Raw genomic sequence first — 23,159 nt, 5'->3', positions numbered from 1 at the left:
CCTCGCCCCCGTCTCCTTGGAGGACGCAATGCCACTCTTCGGAAATCGCCGTCAGCGGCACCGAGAGGAACTCTCATACATCGGCCGCAAGTTCTCCTCACAGGCCGGCGTCGAGGAATCGATCGCGAACTTCCGCGCGGCGATCACGCAGCAACTGGGATCCGAGCCGGAGTTCTTCACTGCCGAGTGGACGGGCCCCGATCCGGCGCCTGTGATGGTCATCGGGGCCGCCCCGGGCGGCACGGCGCAGGCCGTGCGGAGTGCGACGGCCTCGTACCTGGCCCTGTGGACGGACGGCGGCATGTACTTCGTCGCACCCGACTACGCGGTAAGGCCGACCCCGCCGCTCGTCGGGATGTGGAAAATGAGGGACGCTTCGCTGACGTCGACCGGAAGCGTGGAGGCCGGGGAGTTCGGCGTCGGAGTCCGCTAGCGGGACAGGCCGGGGCTACCCGCGGTCAGGCGGCGGCGGTGAAAGCGGTGGCGGTGACGTCGCGTTCGAGGCCGGTGCGCTGGAAACCGTAGGTGGCGATGGACGAGACCCGCACAAGGATGCAGAACCGGTCGATCGATGGGACGGCCTTCGCCAATTCCGGATGGGTGCGCTTGAGGAAGTGGACTGCGGCTTGATTGGCCAGCGAACTCTGACCGCAGACCAGGAAAACCGGACAGGCCGACTCCGGGGGCGTGAACTTGGCGACGAGCGCGTACTCCTCGTTGCCTCGGTCCCACCGGAACAGGTCCCCTCCGACCACGATCGCATTGGAGTCCGGCCCGGAATCGAACGGATGCCACGCGACTCCCGGGACATGGGCGGCCAAGTGGCCGCCCGTGCGCGGGTTGGAGCCGCTCCACGGGCCTCCGATGCAGAACTCGGTCCGGCCGGCGTTGCTCGCATGGAAGTCTTTGCTCGACTCCAGCGACACCTGGCAGCCCAACTCACTCGCCAGCGTCGCCACCTCGACCATCGCACGCACGTCCCGATGGGCCGCGCTGCCGGGCCGGTCGTACTTGTCGTTCATGACGATCAGGCATTCCCCGCCCGGCACGATGCCGAAGAAGATCTCCTTGCGCCGCAGTGCGCGAGCGTGCTTGCCGCGCTGCCACAACCAGACGCAGCCACCGCTGATCACGCTGGTCACGAGCCCGACCGCGATGTTCACCATCACCGACAGCATCTCCGCCGCCTCCCCCTGTACGCGGACTTCGGTGGCGTACATACCCGAATCGCGGGCGTCCTGACCTCGCGTCACGGGAATACGGGCCGGTCAGAAAGGACGTACCGGGCGGGTTGGGTGAGCGTGGGCCGTGCCCGCGGCACGATCCACGGCGGTGGCCAGGGTGCGGGCGGTGTCGTGCCAGTCGAGCAGCCCGACCAGACGCGTCCGTACCTCCTCGGCATACTCGAAAGATGCCTTGAGGTCGGAGGTCACCTCGGCGATCGCGTCGCTCCAGCGGCGAACGTCGGTCTTCTCGTCATCGGACATCTCCACGATCATCGGCTCCGCGCTGCGCCCCAGTACCTCGCGCAGCAACTCGGCGACACCGCTGCTCCCACTCATCAGTACGGGCGCACCCGCAGCAATCGCCTCCAGAATGACCAGGCCGAAGCCTTCGACGCGGGAGGGCATCAGGCACAGGGCGGACCGGGTGAGGTCTCGCCGGAGTTCGGCCGGGTCGACGGTGTAGGGGCGGACGTCGACGCGTTCCCTGGCGAGCCCGGACACCTTCACCAGAGTCTCGTGCAGCCCGTCGCACTCGTCGGCGGCGGCACCCCTGACCAGGAGAGTCAGCGGCGGTCCGGGCAGTACCGGGACAGCGGCGACCGCGCGGGCCGCGATGTCCAGCCCCTTGAGGCCGATGTCCTCGGTGCGCCCGAGCACCAGCACGTGCCGACTGGCGGGCGGACGCCGTGGGGCCGTGAGGGCGGTCATCGTGATGCCCGGGTCGAGCTGGACTACGCCGTCGACACGCGTGGTGTACTCCCCGGCGAGCAGATCGGTCGTGCAGCGGGTGATCCGCGGCCCGACGGCGGCCACGACATCGGCCGCCGCACCCACCTCGCGGATGATCCGCTCCCGTTCCTCGATCCGGGAGGTGGCCCTCCCCGAGTCCTTGTAGCGCTCGATCTCCGCGGGCACGGTGTGAGCGATGTACACCAGTTGCGCGGTTGTGTACTGGCGGGCATAGGCCCACGCCTCGCAGCCGCTGAACCGGTCGTGCCCCACGATCACGTCAGGGCCGAAGTCGACAGCAGACGCCGCGCGCAGCAGGAAGTCCGGACCTGCCGGGGTCCGTTCGGCGGTCAGCAGCGTCACACCGCACCGCCGTGCGTCCTCGTGTTCCTCGACGGTGGCACTCTTCACCAGGCATGCGGTGCGGTGTCCGGTCTCCGCCATCGCTGTTGCGATCAGACGGTTGAACGCGGGCACCCCGCCCCGGGCCGGCGCCCACATCGGGCAGAGGAACAGATACGACCTCGGCGTGCCGGGGCCGTGCGACTCGTGCTCGGTACGCGGTTGCGCTGTCATCCTCTTAGCCGTTCTCGCTGCCTGGCCACGGCCCCGGCCGGACGGCCTGGAGCTGGTTCGCGTTTGCGGGTCCAGCCTCCGTTCCAGGCCACCTTCACCGGTCGAACTCTGGAACCGACGACGAAGAAATGGATGTTCCTGCAGGTGAGCAGGGTGTGGGGGCGATCGCCGCACTGGAATCCACTGGAAAGCCACGAGAGAAGGGCGGAACATGATCGATCCGCAGAAGCGTGCGCTGGGCTTCGAGATGGCGCGGTTGCGCCGCGAGGCCAAGCTCCGGCAGGTCGACCTGCAGAAACCGACCGGCAGAACGGACGCCACGATCTCAGCCATAGAGCGCGGCCAGTGGAAACGGGCCTTCGACCGGTCCCTGGTGGAGCGGTACGTCGATCACTGTCTGGGCGCCATCGGGGGGTCGAAGGGTGTCTCGGACCGCCGTCGCAAGTATGTGCTCGGTCTGTTCGACGCCCTTGAGACTCTCTCCACCGCGACCGACAACACGTCACAGGTACCGCCGCGCAACCAACTACCGCGGGACACCCCCCATTTCACCGGCCGTGAGCGTGAACTCCAGATCCTCACCGACGCCGTACGGACTTCCAGGGCCCAGGACAGGGTGATCGCCGTGCACGCGGTGGACGGTAAACCGGGCGTGGGCAAGTCGGCCTTCGTCACCCACGCCGGTCACACGCTGCGGAACAGGTTTCCCGACGGGCAACTGTTCGTGAACCTCCACGCGTTCTCGAACGAGCGGCCCGTACCGCCGGCGGAAGCCCTGGCGGAATTGCTGACCGCGGTCGGCGTCCCGCCGGGGAGTTTGCCGGGCACCCTGGAGAAACGGGCAACTCTGTGGCGGAGTCGGTTGGCCGACCTCAAGGTGCTGGTGGTGCTGGACAATGCGTTGGACGACGCGCAGGTCCGCCCGCTGCTGCCGGGTTCACCCTCGTCCTTGGTACTGGTGACCAGTCGGCACCGGATGACCGGCCTCGACGCGGTGACGATCCCCCTCGACGTGCTGCCGCCGGACGAGGCAGCGCGGATGTTGCACCGGACCGCCCAACGTCCTCTGCCGCCGGGCAGCCCGGTCAGCGAACTGATGGAGCTGGCAGGGCACCTTCCGCTGGCCATCGCCCTGCTCGGGGCAAGGATGCGCAACCGGAAAGCTCTCACCGTTGAGCATCTGGTGGCGGAGATGCGCGACGGAGTGGACCGCTTAGCGGCTCTGCGCGTCCGGAACGTCGAGGTGGCAGCCGCCATCGAACTGTCGTACCGCGCCCTGTCCCCTGTCAGGCAGGAGTTCTTCACCATGCTGGGTCTGCACCCGGGCCCGGACCTGGACGCGTACGCGGGCGCGGCGCTCACGGCGGGCACCTTGCGCGGCACCACCAGGCAGCTGGAGGCTCTGTACGACGACAACCTGCTGGACGAGCATGTCCTCGGCCGCTACGAACTCCACGACCTGATCGCGGAGTATCTGCGCGATCTGAATCAGGACCGGGACCCCGACCTGCGGCAGAACGCGATGGACCGGCTCCTCGACTATTTCCAGAATGCCACCCTCAACGCCGACAGCCTGCTCCGCGAGGCAGCGGCCTCGACCCCGCCCGCACTCACGTCGGCAGCCCGCGCTGCCCGCGACCGTGACGGTCTGCCGACACTCGCGGACCGGAAGGCGGCGATGGCATGGATGGCGGCCGAACGCGGCAATCTGCTCGCCTGTCTGCGTACCGTCTCGGACAGTCCACCACGGGTGATCACGCTGACGGCCGCCATGTCACAGCACCTGCGCCTGAGCGGCCCATGGGACGTCGCCGCCCGACTGCACGGGGACGCGGTCACGGCGGCGCGGGTCCTGGGCGATTCGGTCGCGGAGGCCACCGCCTTACTCGAACTCGGAAGCGCCCAACGGCAACACGGTGACTATCCGCAGGCCGAGACAGCCACGACAGCCGCCCTCAATGCCTTCTCCGAGTCCGGCGAAGTACACGGCCAGGCCGCCGCCCTGCTTGAGCTGGGCTCGGTGCATTTCCTGACCGACAACTACGATGACGCCGCGGACCGGTACCGCCAGGCGCTGGAACTGAGCCGTGCGACGGGGGACCGGCTGGGCGTGGCGGACGCGATGGTGGAACTCGGCAGCCTGGCCTACGTCCGTGACGACTACCCTGCGGCAGAGCTGCAGCTCAGCGAGGCGCTCGCACTCCACGAGGAGTTGAACAATGCCACGGGCCGGGTCACCGCGCTGAAGAACCTCGGCAACACCTGGTACTTCATGGACCACTACGACAAGGCCCAGGAAGCTCTCGGTGAGGCTCTCGCGCTCTCCCAGGAGCTGGGCATCGCTCTCGTCGAAGCGCAGACGACGACCAAGCTGGGCAGTGTCCTTCGTCTGATGGGCCGGTACGAGGAATCCGTCGAACTGCTCACCAGGGCAAGGAAACTGGCCGCCAGGCTCGCCGACCGGTCCCTGGAAGCGGAACTCCTCATCGACTTCGGCGCCGCGTTGCACCAGCTCGGGAGGAACGGCGAGGCCGAAGACGCCTTCGCCACGTCCCTGACTCTCTTCCGGGCGATCGGTGAGGAGCTTGGGATGGCGTGCGCGTTGAAGGAACTCGCCGACCTGTTGCTGGGCACCGAGCGGCCGACCGAGGCACGGCAGTGCCTCGGCGAGGCACACGACCTCTACAGCGAACTCGACGAGCGCCTGGGCCTGGCCGCGACGAACAACTCGCTGGGAAAGCTGGAACTGTCCGTCGGACAGCCTTCGGCGTCAGCAGCCGCGCACCAGTCCGCCCTGGACATCGCCCGCGACCTGGGCAGTCCCCTCGAAGAAGCGGATGCGCTGGCCGGTCTCGGTCGGGCGGCCAGGGCAACCGGCGACATCGAAACCGCCCGTGAACGGGTGGGCGAGGCGCTGCGCATCCAACGGGCCATCGGCGCCGCCGGGGCCACCGCCACGGCTGTCTTTCTCTGCGAGCTCACCGCCAACGAGTCCGTGGAGACAGTCCGTTCACCGGCCGAAGGCGGCGACGGCGACAACCCCTAGCCGCCGAGCACGGCCTGCGGGTAGCACCCCGTGTCCGTACTCACATCGACCCCCATGCCACCTGCTCTCACGCACCGTCCGTGCGGGCGCTCCCGTCCCGTCGCATCCACTACGGCCCCCATCGCCCTGACCGGTAGGCGCCCAGCAGTTGTCGGCTCGCGACGGTGAAGGGGTGTTCGGGGCCCAGGCTGCGTTCCCGCCGCTCGACGACGTCGGTCATCAGCGTGATCCCCTCCGCCACGTGTCCGAGCGCGGCCCGGGTCCGGGAGAAGAGTTGCCAGGCGGCGAGCACGATCGGGTAGTCGGGCCCGAAGCGCCGCACATACGTCTCGGCGACCCGCTTGATCTCACGGTCCGATTCGTCGAATCGGCCCAGGAGGTACAGCGCCCACGCGTGGTTGTGTCGGGCGCCCAGTGTCACGGTGTGGTCGGGGCCGAGGAGCCGATCGCATTCCGACGGCAGCATGAGCAGTGTGCCGCGTTCCTCGTTGGCCACTTCGGCGGCGGGCAGCATCTCCAGCAGGCTGGCGCGGGCGCGCAGGGTCAGCGGATGCACCGGGCCCAACGCCGTGCGCCGCCGGACGACGGTGTCACGGAGCAGCGCGACGGATTCCTCACGTCGGCCGAGGTTCGCCAGCACGAGTTGGAGGCCGTAGCCGCTGTCCGCGGTGTCGGGATCGTCAGCACCGAGCAGGCGTTCTTGGGTGTCCCGGACCGTGCGGAGCGCCACTTCGGCTTCGGCGTACCTGCCCAGCCGGAACAGCGCGCGTCCTGCCCTGGAACGGGCGGCGAGGACCGTACGGTGGTCCGCGCCGAGGAATCGCTGGGCAAGGTCCGCCGCGGTTCGGGCGGTCTCCCAGGCGGAGAGATAGTCACCGGTCCGATGCAGGGCGACCGACAGCCGCGTCGCGACAGCGAGGGCGTCGGCAACGGACGGCCCGCCGATATGCCGCAGCAGGACCAGCGCGTGAGGTACCAGCAGGCGAAGTCGAGGGTCATACGGACCCGCGTCGGGTACGCCGGGCACAGCCGCGTCGAGCAACCGGACTGCTGCCGTGTCGAGGGCTGGCACCAGGTCCGCGGGTGTCGCCGCCGAGACGCTGTCGAGCAGGATGCCGTGACTCTGTACGCAGCGCGTGCCGGCGGCGTCGACCAGTTCGGACAGCGATTGGTCGAGGAGGGCCCTGAGGGCTGTCTCGGTTCGGGCTCGATGCAGTACGGCGCCGATGTCGGCATGGTTGAGCAGAGACAGCGGCAGCGGTTCGGCGGCGAACCGGGCCAGCAGTCTGAGCAGGGCCGCCGCTTCGGGGAGTCCGCGTGCTTCGAACGCGTCGAGAGTCAGCTGCCAGGTGAGGCCGACCAGATGCCGGGGGTCCGCTTCGGACAGTGCATCGGCTCCCCGATCGATGAGTTGGACCCGTTCGTCGCCGTCGAGTTGATCCTCATAGGCGTCCATCGTCCAGGGGTCGATGACCTGGTGGGAGAGAAAGCCACCCGCCAGGGTGAGGGCGAGGGGCAACCGCCCCAGCCGGTCCGCGACTCGCGCCGCCTGCTCCGTCGTACCGCTGTGCGGTGCGAGATCGCCCAGTACGAGCGCTGCGTCCTCTCGGGGCAGTACGCCGATGTACTGCAGTTCGGCGCCCGGCCACCACCGGGCCGCCGCTCGCCGTGTGGTCACCAGGACGGTGCCACGCGGACTGGTGCGCAGCCAGTTGCCGTCCCGCAGGATCTCCGGCTCGTCGGTGTTGTCCAGGACCAGTAACCAGGGTTCGGCGGAACGGTCGAGATACGTCCAGACGAGATCGGCGGCAGGTCTGAGTCCGTTGCGTGCGGCGAGCAGTTCGCCGTCGCTCGCCCCTCGATCGGCGGCGACGGCGAGCATGCCGGCGCGCAGGCTCGCACGGTCGGAGGCGTTGACCCACAGGCCGACCCGGCTCTGTTCTCCGGTCACCTCCTGGAACAGGGCGCAGGCGACCGCCGTCTTGCCCGAGCCGCCCATGCCGTAGAGCACATAGACCTCACCGCCGTGCCCCACCTCGACGCCTACCCTCAGGCGGTCCATCACCTCGGTGCGGTCGCGCAGCACGACCGGAGACCGCCCGACCGCCGGGCGCCGGACCGAGTCCGGGCCGCTCGCCCCTGACGTGTCGCCGCCGTAATGGTGGTGTTCGTTGATGTGCTGGTCGCCCGACGCCTGATAGACCCGCCCCCGGTCCTCGGCGTGACCGTCCATCCCGCCCGTCATCGCTCGGCGATGTGCTGGTCTCGTCCCGCCTGGTAGGCCCGGGCATGACCGGAGGCTGTGGCGTGCTGCGTGACCGACGAGGCAGCCGAGCCGTCGGGATCCAGTTCGGCCAGCAGGGCGCGCAGTTCTTGGGCGGCGCCAGGGTGGGTGACGATCAGGCGTCGGACCAGCCCCTGCCACTGCAGCCGCAGTTCGTTCAACGTCTCCAGGTCATTTGCCGCCATGGCGGCCAGCACATCTTCGCGGCCAGCCTCCAACTGGGCAGCAACGATCTCGGCTCGCTCGGGTTGCATCCGGCGCCAGAGCTGGGTGAGCCCCTCGCGAGTGCGTTGCCAGGCATCGGATGCCATCAGCGTGACCAAAGTGGTTCCTGCGCTTTGTGCGAGCGCGGTCACCTCCGGGTCCACGGCGCCCCTCCATTCACTCGTTTTCCGACAGTATGGCGGGAAAGTGGCGTCTCTCAGACGCTGGCGCGATTCCCTCTCCAGGTCAATATCGTTCCACTCTTGGCCGAGACGAGACAAGGAGGCATGGCACACCGCCATTTCACCCTCGAGCCAGGCTTAACACATGGTGAGGCAAGCGTGTTCGGCGCTAGAGTATCGCCACCCAACCGATCGAGGGGGCGACGGCAGTGACGAGGCCATGGGAAGCAGATCCGGCCACCACTTTCAAACGGCGGCTGGGGAAATCACCCCAAGAGCTGGGGAACACCACCGGTACCCCTGACTGCCCTGACATCTGGGAACTCGCCAACGGCGACATCGCCGTCATCGGCCGGGACCTCACCCAGTCGCTCGGCGCGAACCTGCCCGACGGGGTCTCGATCGGAGCCGACGAACGACTCGTGGTGATCCCGAGGAACATGATTGTCGCGGCTAAGCCGGATATCCCCAGTGTTTGATTCTTTCCCCAACGGGGTTTCCGAGCGCATGGATCGCCCCGCATATCACGCGGACTTCAGTCGGGTCTACAACAGCGGCATCGGTTTCCTAAACAAGCTCGAACGCGGGCAGCATTTCAAGGAGCGGGGCTTCCCGAGTTGGGAGGCTTTCGCCGCCGGCGACTGGACGAGGGCACTTTCCCTCGCCGTCGAAAGACGCGACGACTATGCACAGGAACTCCAGAAGGCGGCGCAACTGGGCGTCCCACACCGCCGCCTTCGGGTTGTGGAGTTCCCGATCACGCCCTACGTGCAGTGGGAGTTCTTCGTGCTGCGGCTGCGCGTGGACGTGGGCGACGACATCAGAGTGCTCAATGCACGCAGGATCTCGGAGATCGAGAAGGACCGCCCGGTTCCGGAGGTGGTGATTCTCGGGGACGTGGCCATGTACGAGGTGGTCTACGACGATGACGGGAACGCGGCAGGCGCCAACCGGTTCACCGACCGAGCGCTGATCCGCGAGACGTCACTCGGATTCGACACGCTCTACGAGCGGGCCGAGGGTTTCTACGACTTCTTCGAACGGGAGATCGTCCCGCTGGGCCCACCCCAGGAATCCGGTACTCGGACGAGTTCTCCCGGTTCGCGGTGATCAGCGAGGTGGGGTGACGAGCGAGCCTTCCCGCCGACGGATCACCGTCCCGGCGGCGATGACGGGAACGTCCGCCGCCTCGGCCGTCCTTCGGCACTCAGGAGTGCGCTCGCCTTGTCATGACTGAGGTTCCTCCGTCATGACGGTAGTGGTGTCCGCGCCGTGCTGTTCAGCGTGCGCTGTGGCGAAAGGCCCTTGGTCCTCCACGACCTCGCCGTTCAGGACTTCCTCGTCCATCACTCGGTGCGACGGATCCGCCAGCGGCAGGCTGGACAGGTGCTTCTTGAGCCTCTTGGCCATCGGAAGGTAGGTCGCGAAAGTGAGTCCACCGGAGACAGCGGCCCCTACGAGGGGGATGGCCTTCGAGACGGTCTTCGCGAATGACTGCTTCGTCATCTGGACGCCAAGGTATGCCGCGACCTTTTTCACTATCGGGTAGATGACACCCTGGGTCAGTGCCTTCTGGGGCAGCTTCTTGGCGACCTCCTTAGACATCATCCCGGCGACCTTCCCCACGGCCGCGTTCGCCGACTGGGTGCCGAACATCACGCCGAAGAACAGCGTGAGCACTCCCATGGTCGCGTCGTCGAGGTCGTCGCCGTCCTCGGAGAACAGATCGGGCCAGCTGTAGAGGTAGGCGAGCTTCTGCGCGATACGCACCATGTGACCGAAGTACTGGGCCATGTCCGCGGGCACAGTGGCGGGAAGGGCGAGGACGCCGGGTATGCCAGCGGCGGCGGAGAGGGCACTGACCTTGGCTGTTTCGTAGCGGATGGAATCGTTGGCCACCTTGTCGAGAACCTCGACGCTGATGCCTGCCGCGGCAGGAGTCTCCTCTATCGCTCTTCGGATGTCGTCCTCGGAGCAGTGGCGAGCCAACGCGCTTCGGAGGTACGCCTCTCTGTGAACAAGCACACCAGGGAGCTTCGCTGCCGCCAACAGCACCGCGGAGAAACGCGACTCGGGGTTCTCGACCTCTTTACCCTGTTTCATGGCAGGAACCTACAGTGGCTCCGCGTCCCAAGGGCCCTACTTTGTCAGCTCCGTTGGGACCTCGTTATGCGTGGGGCGGTGGCGTGCGGGCTGGGTTCATCGCGGTGCCGAACGTCGCAGGTGACGGCGCCCTCCGCCGAGAACCAGCCCTCTCTGGACGGACGTTGACCGTCATGACAGCCAGCGTCGGCGCGGCACCTGGCGGGCGAGGCGCCAAGGCTAGGAAGGCGGGATGCGCAGGGCCCTTGCCAGTCGGGCGCACAAGGCCCTGCCGTCGGCGTCGTCCCTGTCAGAGGGCCGCGAACTCAACGAACGCGGTCCACGCCATGGGGCCTACGGCGAGAGTGGGTCTGGTGCAGGTCCAAGTGACAGGTTCGGTCACGCGGCCTGGAGAGCTGGTGCGATCATGACGGTCTCGAATTCGACGGGGGTCAGCCGGCCGAGTGCGGCTTGTCTGCGGCAGCGGTGATTGGACATCTACGCGCACCCGCCTGTGGCTGTGCAGGGCGTGAAGGTGTGAGTACGTTCAGCCGCCTTTTCGTCCTGCTGCAGGCAGATACGGCGGGGCCGGGTAACGCCGAGCAGGCGGCGTAGCAGTGAAGGCGGACATAGTTCCGCGGAGCACGTGATCCAGGAGTTGGGGACTTGACCCCATCCGGCCCTGCTGTGCAAAACCATTGACGCAACAAGGCAAACCATCGCGGCGCGAAGGGTGAGTTGGACCCGTGGAACGGCCAACACACCTGATTCGACCCCGATTCAACCCCGGAGGCATCGGGAAGAAGGCACACCCCCTCCGACCTGGGCCGGAGGGGTGCGACAGGACGAGCCGGGCCGTACGCCGGGTTCTGTTTCCGGGAGGGCCTCACGGTCCTCCCGGCGACGGCCATCCATCTAGGACCGGTGTTGCCACCGGCCTCGTGCGGTCTACCCGCGGACTCGGGCGGGCAGCCCTCGAACGTCCGCGCAGAAGCACCGGGGTGCTTCCTTTTGACCTTGCTCCGGGTGGGGTTTACCTAGCTGCCCAGGTCACCCTGGGCACTGGTGGTCTCTTACACCACCGTTTCACCCTTACCGGGGACCGAAGTCCCCGGCGGTCTGTTTTCTGTGGCACTGTCCCGCGGGTCACCCCGGGTGGCCGTTAGCCATCACCCTGCCCTGTGGAGCCCGGACGTTCCTCGGGAAGTCCCCCTGGGGGCACTCCACGCGACCGTCCGCCCGGCTCGTCTGCCGTGCCGACTATGCTACCGGGCAGGCACCGGCCCCTCGACCGTCACCGGGTCATTCCGACCTCACCGGTTCGGCCTGCCCCACCGGCCCGCCCGGTACCGCCGATCCCGCGACCACCGCCGACCCCGTCGGTTCCGCCGGAACCGCCGCCGTCGGTCCGCCCGCTCCCCCCGGCCCCGCCGTGGCCAGCACCGACCCCGCCAGGATCAGAGTGAAGGCCACCGCGATGCCCGCCGTCAGGTTCTCTCCCAGGAACAGCGCGCCCGCTGCCACCGCCACCGCCGGGTTGACGTACGTGATCACCGTCGAGCGGGTCGGGCCGACTTCCTTGATCAGTTCCAGGAAGGCCACGAACGCCACCGCCGTGCAGATCACGCCCAGGCCGGCGAGGGAGGCCAGGACCTGGGGGGAGGGGACCTCGGAGGGCCGGGTCGCCGCTGCCGCGGGGGCGTAGACGAGCGCCGCCAACGCCAGGCAGGGGGCGGTCAGTTGGAGGGTCGGGACGTCCTTCAGGTGGCGGGCCGCTATCAGCGGGGCCGTCGCGTAGCCCAGCACCGTCAGCAGCACCTCCGCCAGCGAGCGAGCGTCGCCGCCGGTCAGGTGCGGGACCGTGAGGACGGTGACCCCGGCCAGGCCCAGGGTCAGGCCGGCCACCCGGCGTACTCCCAGCCGTTCGGTGTCGCCGAAGAAGCGGGCCATGAGCACGCCGACGATGGGCACGCCCGCGATGAGCAGTCCCGCCGTGGAGCTGGACAGGTGCCGTTCCGCGTCCGTGAGCGTGAACCACGGGCCGATGATCTCGATGCACGCGAAGGCCAGCATCGGGCGCCAGTGGGCGCGGACCGTGCGGGTCAGGCCGCCCTGCCGGAGCGCGAAGGGGAGCAGGAGCGCGGCGCCCAGGGCGCAGCGTGTGAAGACGACCATGGACGGGGAGAGCGGGGCGTCCACCGCCACTTTGATCATCAGGTAGGGGATGCCCCAGACCACTCCCATCAGGGAGAACAGGAACCAGCCGCGTGCAGTCATACGGCGAGTGTCGGACCGGTCAGCGCCGCCCGTCTTGAACGCTGTTGCGGTAGGCCGCCGGTGTCACCCCCAGCACCCGCCGGAACCACCGGGTCAGGTGGGCCTGGTCGGCGAAGCCCACCTGGGCCGCCACCTCGGCGGGCCGCCCGCCCGCGTCCAGGAGTGCGCGGGCCCGGGTCACCCGGTACTGGGCGAGCCAGGCGTACGGCGGTATCCCCATCGTCGTACGGAAGGCGCGCAGGAGCTGGTAGCGGGAGAGGCCGAGGTCCGCGGCCAGGGAGGAGAGGGAGGGCGGGGTCAGCAACTCGTCCGCCAGGCGGTCCCTCACCGCGTGGGCGACCCGGGCCGCGCCCGGGATCTCGTCCGGTGCCGGGCCGGCCGTGGAGTGGCGGCGGGCCAGCGCGGTCAGCAGCCAGGGCAGGCGGGACTCGGCCTCCAACGGGTCGGGGCAGGCGCTGAGTTCGGTGTGGGCGAGGCGCAGCGCCAGGGCGAGTTCGGCGTCGTCGAGGAGGGGTTCGCGGAAGTGCGGGAGGCCGCCGAGGGTGCCGTCGGTCAGGAGGGCCGGGTCGGCGTAGAGGGCGCGGTAGGCGTAGCCGTCGGTGGGAGTGCCGGGGCCGCCGGTGTGCATCTCGCCGGGGGCGAGGACGACGATGGAGCCCGGGCCGGTGCGGATGTGGCCGCCGCGGTAGTCGATGACCTCGGAGCCGCCGACGCAGACGCCGATCGTGAACTCCTCGTGCGCGTGCGGGGCGTAGACATGGCGGTCGAACCGGGCCGTGAGGAGGTCGAGCGGCGGGCCGCAGCGGCCCAGTCTCGCCCTGGTCCACAGTGCCTGTTCTCGTGCGCTCACCGGCCGCACCCCCTCTCCTCCACAGGGTGCAACGCCCGGGGGCCGCGTGTCATGCCGGGCCGAGCGCCCGTTCCAGCGCGTCGAAGGCCGCGCACAGCCGTGCCCGATGGTCTTCGACGAGTCCCTCCGCGGCCTCTCCCGCGAAGACGCGGCGTGCGGTGGTGACGTAGACCGTGCGGTACGCGGCGACGGTGAGGGCCGCGGTCAGGGCGGGGTCGGGGGTGTCCGGGGCGGTCTCGGCGAGGGCGGCGGCGAGGGCGTTCTCGATCTCCTCCAGCGCCTCGCGGCCTCGGGCGCGCAGTGCGGGCGAGTCGGCGACGACCTCCCAGAAGTCGGGGAATCCGCTGTCGGGGCCGCCCAACGGGTGGCGGCGGTCGAGGAGTTCGAGGGCGAGGCGGCGGAGCGCGGCGAGCGGGGTCTCGCCGGGGGCGCGGTCACGGACCGCCGCGCCGAACGTCCCGACCGCTTCCGGGATGCGGTCGAGGAACAGGTCCTCCTTGCGCGGGAAGTAGTTGAAGACGGTCATCGTCGACACCTCGGCGGCGCGCGCGACCTCGGCGACCGACACCTGGTCGAAGCCGCGCTCGCGGAACAGCGCGGAGGCGACGTTCGAGATCCGCTGCCGTGTCGCCCGCTTCTTGCGCTCCCTCAGCGGCAGCTCGGCCACGTTCGCGGCCGGGTTCTCGTTCTCGTCCGCGTTCTCGTCCGCGTTCTCGCTGTCGCTCACTCGCTCACTCACGCGAACAGTGTAGCCAACATAATTTTTTAGTGACTACAATCTATGCATGAACACCGACACCACCCCTCGCATCACCACCGACACGGACTACGACGTCGTCGTCGCCGGAGCCGGGCCCATCGGGCTGCTGCTCGGCTGTGAGCTGCGGCTCGGCGGGGCCCGCGTGCTGGTCGCCGAGCGGCTGGCCGGGGTCGACGAGACCGTCAAGGCCGGCGGGATCAACACCCTCACCGCCGTCTCCCTCTACCGGCGGGGCCTGCTGCCCGCGCTGGCCGAGGTGCAGGCCGAGACCGCGAACGGCATGAAGGAGTTCCTGCGGACGCAGCACCGCGAGGGCGTCGCCCCGCCGCCGAGGTCCGCCGGGCACTTCGCCGGGATCACCCTGCGGGCCGATCTCCTCGACACCTCCGATCCCGCCTTCGCGGAGGTCGGTCCGCCCGGCGAGGTCGGCCGGTTCGTCCCGCAGGCCTCGCTGGAGCGGCTGCTCGGCCGGCGGGCCGCCGAACTCGGCGTCGAGGTGCGCAGGCAGGTCGAGCTGACCGCCTTCGACGCCGACGAGGACGGGGTGACCGTCCATCTCGCCCCTGCGGACGGCTCGGCGCCGCAGGCCGTGCGCGCGGGCTGGCTGGTCGGCTGCGACGGCGGGCGCAGCCTCGTGCGCAAGCTCGCCGGGATCCCCTTCCCGGGCACCGCACCGGAGATCACCGGCTACCAGGCCATCGCCGACCTGACCGGCACGGAGGGGCTGAAGCACGGCTGGAACGCCACCGCCACCGGGATGTACACCTACGGCCCGACGCCGGGCCGGATCGTCTCCATCGAGTTCGACGGGCCGCCCGCCGACCGCCGATCCCCGGTCACCACCGAGGAGTTGCAGGCCGGCGTGCGCCGGGTGACCGGCGTCGACGTCACCGTGCACGCCCTGCGCACGGCGACCCGGTTCACCGACAACTGCCGCCAGGCGGACACCTATCGCGCGGGCCGGGTGCTGCTCGCGGGCGACGCGGCCCATGTGCACTCCCCGTTCGGCGGGCAGGGCCTCAACCTCGGCGTCGGGGACGCGATGAACCTCGGCTGGAAGCTCGCCCTGGTCGCCGGCGGCCGGGCGCCCGTCGGACTCCTCGACACCTACACCGCCGAACGGCATCCGATCGGCGCCTGGGTGCTCGACTGGACCCGCGCCCAGATCGCCGTCATGCGCCCCGACGCGCACGCCCGTGCCCTGCGCGGGGTGATCTCCGACCTCGCGGACACACCCGACGGCACGACGTACTTCGTCCAGCGGATCTCCGGCGCCCGGCAGCGCTACGACCTCCCCGGCGACCACCCGCTGACCGGCCGCAGCGCCCCCGACCTCGAACTCGCCGACGGCACCCGCCTGGGCGACCACCTCCACACCGGGCGCTCCCTCCTCCTCGACCTCGCCGACGACCGGGAACTCCGCGCCCGCGCGGCCGGTTACGGAGGGCTGGTGGACGTCCTGACCACCACCTGCGCCCAACGCCCGGAACTCGCCGGGCTGTTGGTCCGCCCGGACGGCGTCACCGCGTGGGCGGCGGACACGGACGGCACCGAGGACGACCCGACGGACGCCCTGCGTCGGTGGTTCGGCGCGCCGGCCGGTGCTTGACCCTGCCGTAACGTCAGCGTCTGTACTGGTCCCATGCGGATCGGAGAACTCGCCGCGACCGTCGGCGTCACCACGCGGACCGTCCGGCACTACCACCACCTGGGCCTGCTGCCGGAACCCGAGCGGCTCGGCAACGGCTACCGCGACTACGGCCTGCGCCATGCCGTCGTCCTCGCCAGGATCCGGCGGCTCACCGAGCTGGGCCTCGGTCTGCCCGAGGTGCGGGACGTGCTCGCGGACGACGCGGGCCGGGACCTCGTCGAGGTGCTCACCGAACTCGACGAGGACCTCGCCCGGCAGGAGTCCGCGATCCGCGAGCGCCGGGCCCGGCTGCGCACTCTGCTGGACGCGGGCGAGCTGACCGGCGAAGCACCCCACTCCCCCGAACTCACCGCGCTGTTCGCGGAGTTGGCTCATGTCCCGGCACACGTCCCGGACTCGCCGATGGCCGCCAAGGACCGCGAGATGCTCGCCCTGCTCGACACCGTGGCGGGCCCGGAGGAGCGGGCGCGGATGATGGACGTGATGGGCGGCGCCCTCGCGACACCGGACGCGGTGGCCCGGGCGCACGAGGCGTACGCGCTGCTCGACGCCCTCGCCGATCCCGATCACCCGGTCGACCCGGACGACCCGCGGGTGGACGCGGCGGCCCGCGCCCTCGCCGCCTGCATCCCCGCCGCGCTGCTCGCCGAGGGGGAACCGGTCGACCACGACAACGGCTTCCTGCGCGCCTTCTACGCGGACTTCGCCCCGGCCCAGGCCGCGGCGATCCGCCGGGCGCTGCGGCTCGCCACCCGGGGGCGGCCGTGAGAACCGCGGGCGCGCTCCTGCGGCACGAGCTGCGGCTGCTGGCGAGCCTGGCCCTGTGGATCACCCGGCGGACCCGGGTGACCGGCGGCGGGCGGGCGTTCGGGTACACGCGGGGTCAGGGGGCGATGACGGCCGGGCTGGTGTTCGTGTGCGTGATCGAGTCGCTGTGCATGTCCGTCCTGCTGCGGGACTGGCCGCGGACCCACCATGTGGTGCTCGCCCTGGACGTCTGGACCGTCGTGTTCCTCCTCGGCCTGCACGCGGCGACCGTGGTCCGCCCGCACGTCCTGGAGCCGGACGCGCTCCGCGTCCGCCGGGGCGCCCAGGTCGACCTGCGCATACCGCTGGCCCAAGTGGAGTCCGTACGGCGGGAGTTGCGCATGACGCACACCCCGGCCGACGGCGAACTCGCCCTCCCCGTCGGCTCGCAGACCACCGTCGCACTCCAACTCGCCGAGCCCGTGACTCACTTCACGTTCCTCGGCCGACAGCGGGACGTGAGCACCGTGCGCTTCCACGCGGACGACGCCGACGCGCTCGTCACGGCCCTGCGGCCCCTGGTGGAGGAGGTCAGGCGGGCGCGAACCGTACCTTCGACGTCCCCGGGTCCGCCTGGGTGAGGCGGACGCGCAGCCGTTCGCCCAGGGGCAGCGGCAGCGTGCCGCCTTCGAGCCGGGCGACCACGGCCGGGGTGTCCAACTGGACCTTCCCCACGGTGGGCCGGCGTTCCTCGACGTCCACCACACAGCCGTCGAAGAGGTCGCCGACGCGGTCCTTCAGGAGGGCCGCCTCGACGATGTCGACGCACTCGCGCTCGACGGTGCCCGCGAGGCGGTTGCCGTCGGCCATCCGCTGAGGGAGCGCGTCGAGTCCGGCCAGCACCCAGGCGGGCGGGGCGCCGGGAGAGAGGCAGATTTCGGCGGCGTAGCGGTCGACCAGTCGCCGTAGGGGTGCCGTGCAGTGGGTGTAGGGGGCGGCGACCGCCGCGTGGGTGGTGACGGGCGGGAGGTCGCCGTCGCGGAAGACCGTGTACCCGGCGCCGCGCAGCAGGGTCGTGCACTCCTGGAGGAAGGCCGCGTGGTGCGGGAGGCGCGGGTCGAGGGAGCGGATGAGTCCGGCGTACGACATGTGGTGCGGCCAGTCGATGCGCAGCGCGTGCGCGGTGCGGTGGAGGCGGCCCACCGCACCGTCCGGGGCGGTGGGCAGGGTGCGCAGGACGCCGGTGCCGTGCGCGAGCATCAGGTCCGCGGCGGCCATGCCGGTGAGGAGGGAGATCTGGGCGTTCCAGCCGTCGGCCGGGAGCGGGGCGCGGTAGGCGAGTGCGTACGTGTGGTCGTGCTCGACGATCTCCTGCTCGGGCACGTTGAGGGAGATGCCGCCGCGCTCGGCCTCCAGGCGTTCGCGTGCCTCGCCGATGTCCTTGAGCAGGGCGAGCGGTTCCTCGGCGGTGCCGGTGTCGATCCGCCGCTGGACGGTCGCGTAGTCGAGCTTGGCCCGGCTGCGGACCAGCGCCCGGCGGACGTCGACGGCGACCGTACGGCCGTCCGCGTCCAGGTCGAGCGTCCACAGCACCGCCGGCCGCGTCACGTCCGGCAGCAGGCTCGCGGCGCCCTCGCTCAGCAGCGGCGGGTGCAGCGGGGTCCTCTCGTCCGGGAAGTAGAGGGTGGTGACCCGCCGGTGGGCCTCCGCGTCCAGCGCCCCGCCCGGGACCACGAACGCGGCCACGTCCGCGATGGCGTACCGGACCCGGAAACCGCTCCCCCTGCGGGACAGGTGCATCGCCTGGTCCAGGTCCATCGACGTGGGCGGGTCGACGGTGAAGAAGGGGATGTCGGTGGCGTCCTCGGCGGCCGGCGGCGGGGCCTTCGCGGCCGCCTCCGCCTCGGCGAGCACCTCCGGCGGGAAGCTCCCGGGCACGCCCAGTTCGGTACGGAGCGCGGCGAGGGCGGCGCGGAGCGGGGCTTCGGGGGTGCCGGTCACCCGGATACGGCGGCTGGGCATGACACGAGCGTAGGCACAATCCGCCCGCCCGCACCCTTTACGCTGGCGCAGGCCCCTCCACGTACGCCAGAAGTCCCCTAAGGAGAAACCCGCCGTGCTCGTCCTGCTGCCTCCGTCCGAAGGCAAGGCCTCCTCCGGCCGCGGTGCCCCCCTCAAGCCGGAGTCGCTGTCGCTGCCGGGACTCGCCGGGGCCCGCGCGGCCGTGCTCGACGAACTCGTCGACCTGTGCGCCGCCGACGAGGAGAAGGCACGCGAGGTCCTCGGCCTCAGTGAGGGACTGCGCGGCGAGATCGCGAAGAACGTCGACCTGCGCACGGCCGGCGCGCGCCCCGCCGGGGAGATCTACACGGGCGTCCTCTACGACGCGCTGGACCTGGCCTCGCTGGACACCGCCGCGAAGAGGCGCGCCGCGCGCTCGCTGCTCGTGTTCTCCGGGCTGTGGGGCGCGGTGCGGGTGACGGACCGGATTCCGTCGTACCGCTGCTCGATGGGGGTACGGCTGCCCGGGCTCGGCGCGCTGGGTGCGCACTGGCGGGCCCCGATGGCGGCGGTGCTGCCGGAGGCCGCCGGGGACGGGCTGGTGCTGGACCTGCGGTCGTCGGCGTACGCGGCGGCCTGGAAGCCGAAGGGCGAGGTGGCGGGGCGGACGGCGACCGTGCGGGTGCTGCACGCGCCGACCCGGAAGGTCGTCAGCCACTTCAACAAGGCGACGAAGGGGCGGATCGTACGGAGTCTGCTGACGTCGGCGGGGGCGCCGGGGACTCCGGCGGAGCTGGTGGAGGCGTTGCGGGACCTGGGGTACACGGTGGAGGCGGAGGCGCCCTCGCAGGCGGGGCGGGCCTGGGCGCTGGATGTGCTGGTGGACGAGGTTCACTGAGCATCCCCCGTCAGCGCGTTGCAGCATGCGCAATGGGCTTTGCGTGTGATGCATCGGGTCGGCAGGATGTGGCCATGTCTTCCTCGCCGGCGCCTTCGTTCTCCCTGCTCGGTCTCGCCCCCGTGCTGCCCGTGGTCGTCGTCGAGGACGTCGCCGACGCGGTGCCGCTCGCGCGGGCGCTGGTGGCGGGCGGGCTGCCCGCGATCGAGGTGACCCTGCGGACGCCGGTCGCCCTGGACGCGCTGCGGGCCATCGCGGGTGAGGTGCCGGAGGCCGTGGTCGGGGCCGGGACCGTGGTGACTCCGGGACAGGTGGAGGAGTGCGTGGCGGCGGGGGCGCGGTTCCTGGTGAGTCCCGGGTGGACCGAACTGCTGCTGGAGGCGATGCAGGGGTCCGGGGTGCCGTTCCTGCCGGGGGTGTCGACCACGTCCGAAGTCGTCGCGCTGTTGGAGCGCGGGGTGCGGGAGATGAAGTTCTTCCCTGCGCAGGCCGCGGGCGGTACGGCGTATCTCAGGTCGCTGGCCGGGCCGTTGCCGCAGGCGCGGTTCTGCCCCACGGGCGGGATAGGCGCCGACTCCGCGCCGGACTACCTGGCGTTGCCCAACGTCGGCTGCGTGGGCGGGAGTTGGATGATCCCGGCGGATGCGGTGGCCGCGGGTGACTGGGGGCGGATCGAGGAACTGGCCCGGGAGGCGGCGGCGCTGCGCTCAGCGTAGGTGGGACGTGTCGTTGAAGAGTCGTACGCTCGCGTTGCCGTCGGCGTAGTACGCCACCGCGGAGATCGAGGCGGCCGAGAGTTCCATCCGGAACAGGGACTCCGGCGGGGCGCCCAGGGCGAGTTGGACGAACGTCTTGATCGGGGTGACGTGGGTGACGAGCAGGACGGTGCGGCCCGCGTAGGCCGCCGTCAGCTTGTCCCGGGTGGCGGCGATCCGGGTCGCCGTGTCCGCGAAACTCTCGCCGCCGCCGGTGGGCCGGACGGTGGGGTCGGCCAGCCAGGCGGTCAGGTCGTCGGGGTGGCGGTCGCGTACCTCGCCGAACGTGAGGCCCTCCCAGGCGCCGAAGTCCGTTTCGCGCAGGCCCTCTTCGATCGTCACGTCGAGGCCGAGGCGCTCCGCTGCGGCTGCGGCGGTCTGCCTGGTGCGGGCGAGGGGGGAGGCGATGATGTGCTGGATCGCGCCCCGGGCCGCCAACGCGGTCGCGGCCCGCTCCGCCTGGTCCCTTCCGGTGGCGGAGAGGGACGGGTCGGTGCCGCCGCTGCCGGAGAAGCGCTTCTGGGGGGTCAGGGGGGTTTCGCCGTGGCGGAGGAGGACGAAGGTGGCGGGGGCGCCCATGTCGGCGGGGGCCCAACCCGAGCTGGGGGTCGCCATGTTGCGGGCTGCGCGGGTGTCGGCGGTGGCCTTGGCCGTAGTAGTCACAGTTGCGGCCGGTGGGGGCTGGTCGCGCAGTTCCCCGCGCCCCTTGAATGCCTCGCCTGAGCCTGCACCCAGAAGTTCCGCCGTCGACTCCGACGCCGACCACTGTTCGCCGCGCTTGCCCGCGTCCATCGCCTCGTTGGCCAGGCGGTCCGCGTGTTTGTTCTTCTCCCGGGGGATCCACTCGTAGGTCACCCGGTCCGGCGGGAAGACGCTCCCCGCCTCGGCCGCCAGGGGCTTCATGTCGGGGTGCTTGATCTTCCAGCGGCCCGACATCTGCTCCACGACCAGCTTGGAGTCCATGCGGACGTGGACCGAGGCGGCGGGGTCCAGCGCGTGGGCCGTGCGGAGGCCGGTCACCAGGCCCCGGTACTCGGCGACGTTGTTCGTGGCGACGCCGATGTACTCGGCCGCCTCCGCCAGGGTCTCCCCCGTCGTCGCGTCGATGACCACCGAGCCGTAGCCCGCGGGACCCGGGTTTCCCCGGGAACCGCCGTCCGCCTCGACGATGAACTCCCGCACGGCGAACGCTCCTTACAGGCCGGACTCGGAGGTGCGCACCAGGATGCGGCGGCAGTTCTCGCAGCGGACGACCGTGTCGGGGGCCGCGGCGCGGATCTCGTTGATGTCCGTGATGGCCAGCTCCTGGCGGCAGCCCTGGCAGGTGCGCTGGTAGAGCTTGGCCGCGCCGATGCCGCCCTGCTGCTGGCGGAGCTTGTCGTAGAGCTTGAGGAGGTCCGCGGGGATCGTGGCCGAGACGACCTCGCGCTCCTTCTCGGCCGTGGCCGCCTCCGCGTCGAGGGTCTCGTAGGCGGCCTCGCGGCGGGCGGTCGCGTCGTCGATCCTGCCCTGCACGGAACCGACCCGCTCGGTCAGTTCGGCGGTGCGCTCCTGCGCGGACTCACGGCGTTCCATGACCTCCAGGACGATGTCCTCCAGGTCGCCCTGGCGCTTGGCGAGGGAGACGATCTCGCGCTGGAGGTTCTCCAGGTCCTTGGGCGAGGTGACGGCGCCGGAGTCGAGGCGCTGCTGGTCGCGGGTGGCGCGCTGGCGCACCTGGTCCACGTCCTGCTCGGCCTTGGTCTGTTCGCGGGCGCAGTCGCTCTCCTCGGTCTGCACGGCCACGAGCAGGTCGCGCAGCTGGGTGAGGTCCTTGGTCAGCGAGTCGATCTCGGCGTGCTCGGGCAGGGAGTTGCGCTTGTGCGCGAGCTGCGAGAGGCGGACGTCGAGGGCCTGGACGTCGAGAAGTCGGATCTGGTCGGCGGGCGCGGCGTTCAGTTGGGGGCTCCCATTGAGTCTGGTGTGGTGGGTGACGCCGCGTGGGCGGTCCAGGGGTCGGTGACCGTCGTGGAGACATGGACCCTGAGGTCCCATCCCTCGCGGTCGGAGATCTCGTCGAGCTGGGCGGCGGCCAGCTCGCACCAGGGCCACTCGGTGGCCCAGTGCGCCGCGTCGAGCAGCGCGAGAGGACGGTGCGCGCGGTCCGCGACGAACTCGGAGGCCGGGTGGTGGCGGAGGTCCGCGGTGAGGAAGGCGTCGACGCCCGCCGCCCGGACGTCGTCGAAGAGGCTGTCGCCGGAGCCGCCGCTGACCGCGATCCGGTGGACCAGGGCGTCGGGGTCGCCCGCGACGCGGATGCCCTGCGCGGTCGCGGGCAGGCGCTCGGCGGCCCGGGCCGCGAGGTCGCGGACGGTCAGCGGGTGGTCCAGCTCGCAGATCCGGCCCAGGCCCCGGCGGCCCTCCGGATCGGTCCGGTCGGGTACGAGCGGTCCTACGACCCTGAGGTCGAGCGCGCCCGCGAGGGCGTCGGAGACTCCCGGGTCGGCGCGGTCGGCGTTGGTGTGGGCGACGTGCAGGGCGATGTCGTGCTTGATCAGGGTGTGCACCACGCGGCCCTTGACGGTGGAGGCCGCGACCGTGGTCGTACCGCGCAGGTAGAGCGGGTGGTGGGTGACCAGCAGGTCGGCGCCCAGCTTCACCGCCTCGTCGACGATCTCCTGGACCGGGTCGACGGCGAACAGCACGCGCGTGACCTCCTGGTCCGGGTCGCCCACGACGGTGCCGACCGCGTCCCAGGACTCGGCCCGCTCGGCGGGCCACAGGTTCTCCAGCGCGGCGATGACTTCGGACAGGCGGGGTACGGACTGACGGGGCACGGGGAAAGGCTACCTGGCCGGGCTGGGCGGCTGAACCGCTGAACCGGTCGTATGAGGGGCTACGGCACTGTTCAG

The 23,159-nt window shown here is 70.7% G+C and carries 21 protein-coding genes and 1 other RNA gene; 9 read left to right on the top strand and 13 right to left on the bottom strand.

Translation table 11 applies throughout. From position 1 onward, the window contains the following. Window positions 1-28: 28 nt before the first annotated feature. Entirely contained in the window at window positions 29-433 is a 405-nt protein-coding gene (locus ACIPTO_RS14930) for a hypothetical protein (RefSeq protein WP_401191857.1), read from the top strand. A 25-nt stretch (window positions 434-458) separates the two neighbouring features. Here ACIPTO_RS14930 and ACIPTO_RS14925 read toward each other — a convergent pair whose 3' ends face one another. Next, entirely contained in the window at window positions 459-1,220 is a 762-nt protein-coding gene (locus ACIPTO_RS14925; protein WP_401191855.1) for a hypothetical protein, read from the bottom strand. A 48-nt stretch (window positions 1,221-1,268) separates the two neighbouring features. Next, the gene (locus ACIPTO_RS14920) at window positions 1,269-2,531 is read right to left on the bottom strand and encodes a glycosyltransferase family 4 protein (RefSeq protein WP_401191852.1); all 1,263 of its coding nucleotides are present in this window, start codon (window positions 2,529-2,531) and stop codon (window positions 1,269-1,271) included. A 211-nt stretch (window positions 2,532-2,742) separates the two neighbouring features. Between ACIPTO_RS14920 and ACIPTO_RS14915 the strand changes: the two genes are divergently transcribed. Next, window positions 2,743-5,577: an ATP-binding protein gene (locus ACIPTO_RS14915; RefSeq protein WP_401191849.1), complete on the top strand. Its 2,835-nt coding sequence runs from the start codon at window positions 2,743-2,745 to the stop codon at window positions 5,575-5,577. Between the two features lie 109 nt (window positions 5,578-5,686). Here ACIPTO_RS14915 and ACIPTO_RS14910 read toward each other — a convergent pair whose 3' ends face one another. Both ACIPTO_RS14910 and ACIPTO_RS14905 read right to left on the bottom strand, forming a co-directional pair. Further along, entirely contained in the window at window positions 5,687-7,822 is a 2,136-nt protein-coding gene (locus tag ACIPTO_RS14910) for a tetratricopeptide repeat protein (RefSeq protein WP_401191846.1), read from the bottom strand. After that, window positions 7,819-8,229 (bottom strand): hypothetical protein, encoded by a 411-nt coding sequence (locus tag ACIPTO_RS14905; RefSeq protein ID WP_401191844.1) that lies wholly within the window; start codon window positions 8,227-8,229, stop codon window positions 7,819-7,821. The genes ACIPTO_RS14910 and ACIPTO_RS14905 overlap by 4 nt, the downstream gene beginning before the upstream one ends. A gap of 227 nt (window positions 8,230-8,456) precedes the next feature. Between ACIPTO_RS14905 and ACIPTO_RS14900 the strand changes: the two genes are divergently transcribed. Together ACIPTO_RS14900 and ACIPTO_RS14895 are read left to right on the top strand one after the other, a co-directional pair. Next, the gene (locus ACIPTO_RS14900) at window positions 8,457-8,726 is read left to right on the top strand and encodes a hypothetical protein (protein ID WP_132886479.1); all 270 of its coding nucleotides are present in this window, start codon (window positions 8,457-8,459) and stop codon (window positions 8,724-8,726) included. Beyond that, window positions 8,719-9,357, top strand: coding sequence for a DUF6879 family protein (locus ACIPTO_RS14895; protein ID WP_401191841.1), 639 nt, complete (start codon window positions 8,719-8,721; stop codon window positions 9,355-9,357). Before ACIPTO_RS14900 ends, ACIPTO_RS14895 begins: the two co-directional genes overlap by 8 nt. Window positions 9,358-9,474: 117 nt before the next feature. Here ACIPTO_RS14895 and ACIPTO_RS14890 read toward each other — a convergent pair whose 3' ends face one another. The 5 genes from ACIPTO_RS14890 to ACIPTO_RS14870 form a co-directional block, all read right to left on the bottom strand. Continuing rightward, window positions 9,475-10,350 carry a hypothetical protein gene (locus ACIPTO_RS14890; RefSeq protein ID WP_401191839.1) on the bottom strand — a complete coding sequence of 292 codons (876 nt, stop codon included), beginning with the start codon at window positions 10,348-10,350 and terminating at the stop codon, window positions 9,475-9,477. A gap of 821 nt (window positions 10,351-11,171) precedes the next feature. Beyond that, an RNA gene (rnpB, locus tag ACIPTO_RS14885) (RNase P RNA component class A) lies at window positions 11,172-11,576 on the bottom strand. 55 nt (window positions 11,577-11,631) lie between these two features. Next, window positions 11,632-12,606, bottom strand: coding sequence for a DMT family transporter (locus ACIPTO_RS14880; protein ID WP_401191837.1), 975 nt, complete (start codon window positions 12,604-12,606; stop codon window positions 11,632-11,634). A gap of 19 nt (window positions 12,607-12,625) precedes the next feature. Next, window positions 12,626-13,456, bottom strand: coding sequence for an AraC family transcriptional regulator (locus ACIPTO_RS14875; protein ID WP_366314123.1), 831 nt, complete (start codon window positions 13,454-13,456; stop codon window positions 12,626-12,628). Window positions 13,457-13,505: 49 nt separating this feature from the next. Further along, a complete protein-coding gene (locus ACIPTO_RS14870; protein WP_401192139.1) occupies window positions 13,506-14,123 on the bottom strand; it encodes a TetR/AcrR family transcriptional regulator in 618 nt (205 codons plus the stop codon). A gap of 118 nt (window positions 14,124-14,241) precedes the next feature. Between ACIPTO_RS14870 and ACIPTO_RS14865 the strand changes: the two genes are divergently transcribed. From ACIPTO_RS14865 to ACIPTO_RS14855, 3 genes are read left to right on the top strand one after another with little or no spacing between them, the layout of a single operon-like run. Then, on the top strand, window positions 14,242-15,825 hold the full coding sequence (locus tag ACIPTO_RS14865) for an FAD-dependent monooxygenase (protein ID WP_401191835.1): 1,584 nt from the start codon (window positions 14,242-14,244) through the stop codon (window positions 15,823-15,825). A gap of 33 nt (window positions 15,826-15,858) precedes the next feature. Next, window positions 15,859-16,635: a MerR family transcriptional regulator gene (locus tag ACIPTO_RS14860; protein ID WP_401191833.1), complete on the top strand. Its 777-nt coding sequence runs from the start codon at window positions 15,859-15,861 to the stop codon at window positions 16,633-16,635. Further along, window positions 16,632-17,255: a hypothetical protein gene (locus ACIPTO_RS14855; protein WP_401191830.1), complete on the top strand. Its 624-nt coding sequence runs from the start codon at window positions 16,632-16,634 to the stop codon at window positions 17,253-17,255. Before ACIPTO_RS14860 ends, ACIPTO_RS14855 begins: the two co-directional genes overlap by 4 nt. Here the strand turns inward: ACIPTO_RS14855 and ACIPTO_RS14850 are convergent. Further along, complete coding sequence (locus tag ACIPTO_RS14850; RefSeq protein ID WP_401191827.1) at window positions 17,206-18,636, bottom strand: RNB domain-containing ribonuclease; 1,431 nt, start codon at window positions 18,634-18,636, stop codon at window positions 17,206-17,208. The genes ACIPTO_RS14855 and ACIPTO_RS14850 overlap by 50 nt on opposite strands. A 94-nt stretch (window positions 18,637-18,730) precedes the next feature. On the opposite strand from ACIPTO_RS14850, the gene yaaA reads away from it, so the two are divergent. Then, on the top strand, window positions 18,731-19,513 hold the full coding sequence (gene yaaA / locus ACIPTO_RS14845) for a peroxide stress protein YaaA (protein WP_401191824.1): 783 nt from the start codon (window positions 18,731-18,733) through the stop codon (window positions 19,511-19,513). 74 nt (window positions 19,514-19,587) lie between these two features. Next, window positions 19,588-20,229, top strand: coding sequence for a bifunctional 4-hydroxy-2-oxoglutarate aldolase/2-dehydro-3-deoxy-phosphogluconate aldolase (gene eda, locus ACIPTO_RS14840; RefSeq protein WP_401191822.1), 642 nt, complete (start codon window positions 19,588-19,590; stop codon window positions 20,227-20,229). Here eda and ACIPTO_RS14835 read toward each other — a convergent pair. The 3 genes from ACIPTO_RS14835 to ACIPTO_RS14825 are packed head-to-tail and all read right to left on the bottom strand — an operon-like array spanning window position 20,221 to window position 23,084. After that, the gene (locus ACIPTO_RS14835) at window positions 20,221-21,450 is read right to left on the bottom strand and encodes a bifunctional RNase H/acid phosphatase (protein WP_401191820.1); all 1,230 of its coding nucleotides are present in this window, start codon (window positions 21,448-21,450) and stop codon (window positions 20,221-20,223) included. The genes eda and ACIPTO_RS14835 overlap by 9 nt on opposite strands. Window positions 21,451-21,462: 12 nt before the next feature. Next, window positions 21,463-22,206, bottom strand: a complete 744-nt coding sequence (locus ACIPTO_RS14830) for a C4-type zinc ribbon domain-containing protein (RefSeq protein WP_366314509.1) — start codon at window positions 22,204-22,206, stop codon at window positions 21,463-21,465. After that, entirely contained in the window at window positions 22,203-23,084 is an 882-nt protein-coding gene (locus ACIPTO_RS14825) for a Nif3-like dinuclear metal center hexameric protein (RefSeq protein ID WP_401191817.1), read from the bottom strand. Before ACIPTO_RS14825 ends, ACIPTO_RS14830 begins: the two co-directional genes overlap by 4 nt. Window positions 23,085-23,159: the final 75 nt, after the last annotated feature.

Source organism: Streptomyces sp. NPDC090083, from assembly GCF_044747445.1.
In the GTDB taxonomy this organism is placed as follows: domain Bacteria; phylum Actinomycetota; class Actinomycetes; order Streptomycetales; family Streptomycetaceae; genus Streptomyces.
Note: the sequence above shows the minus strand (reverse complement) of the source record. Positions and strands in the feature narration are given on the sequence as shown.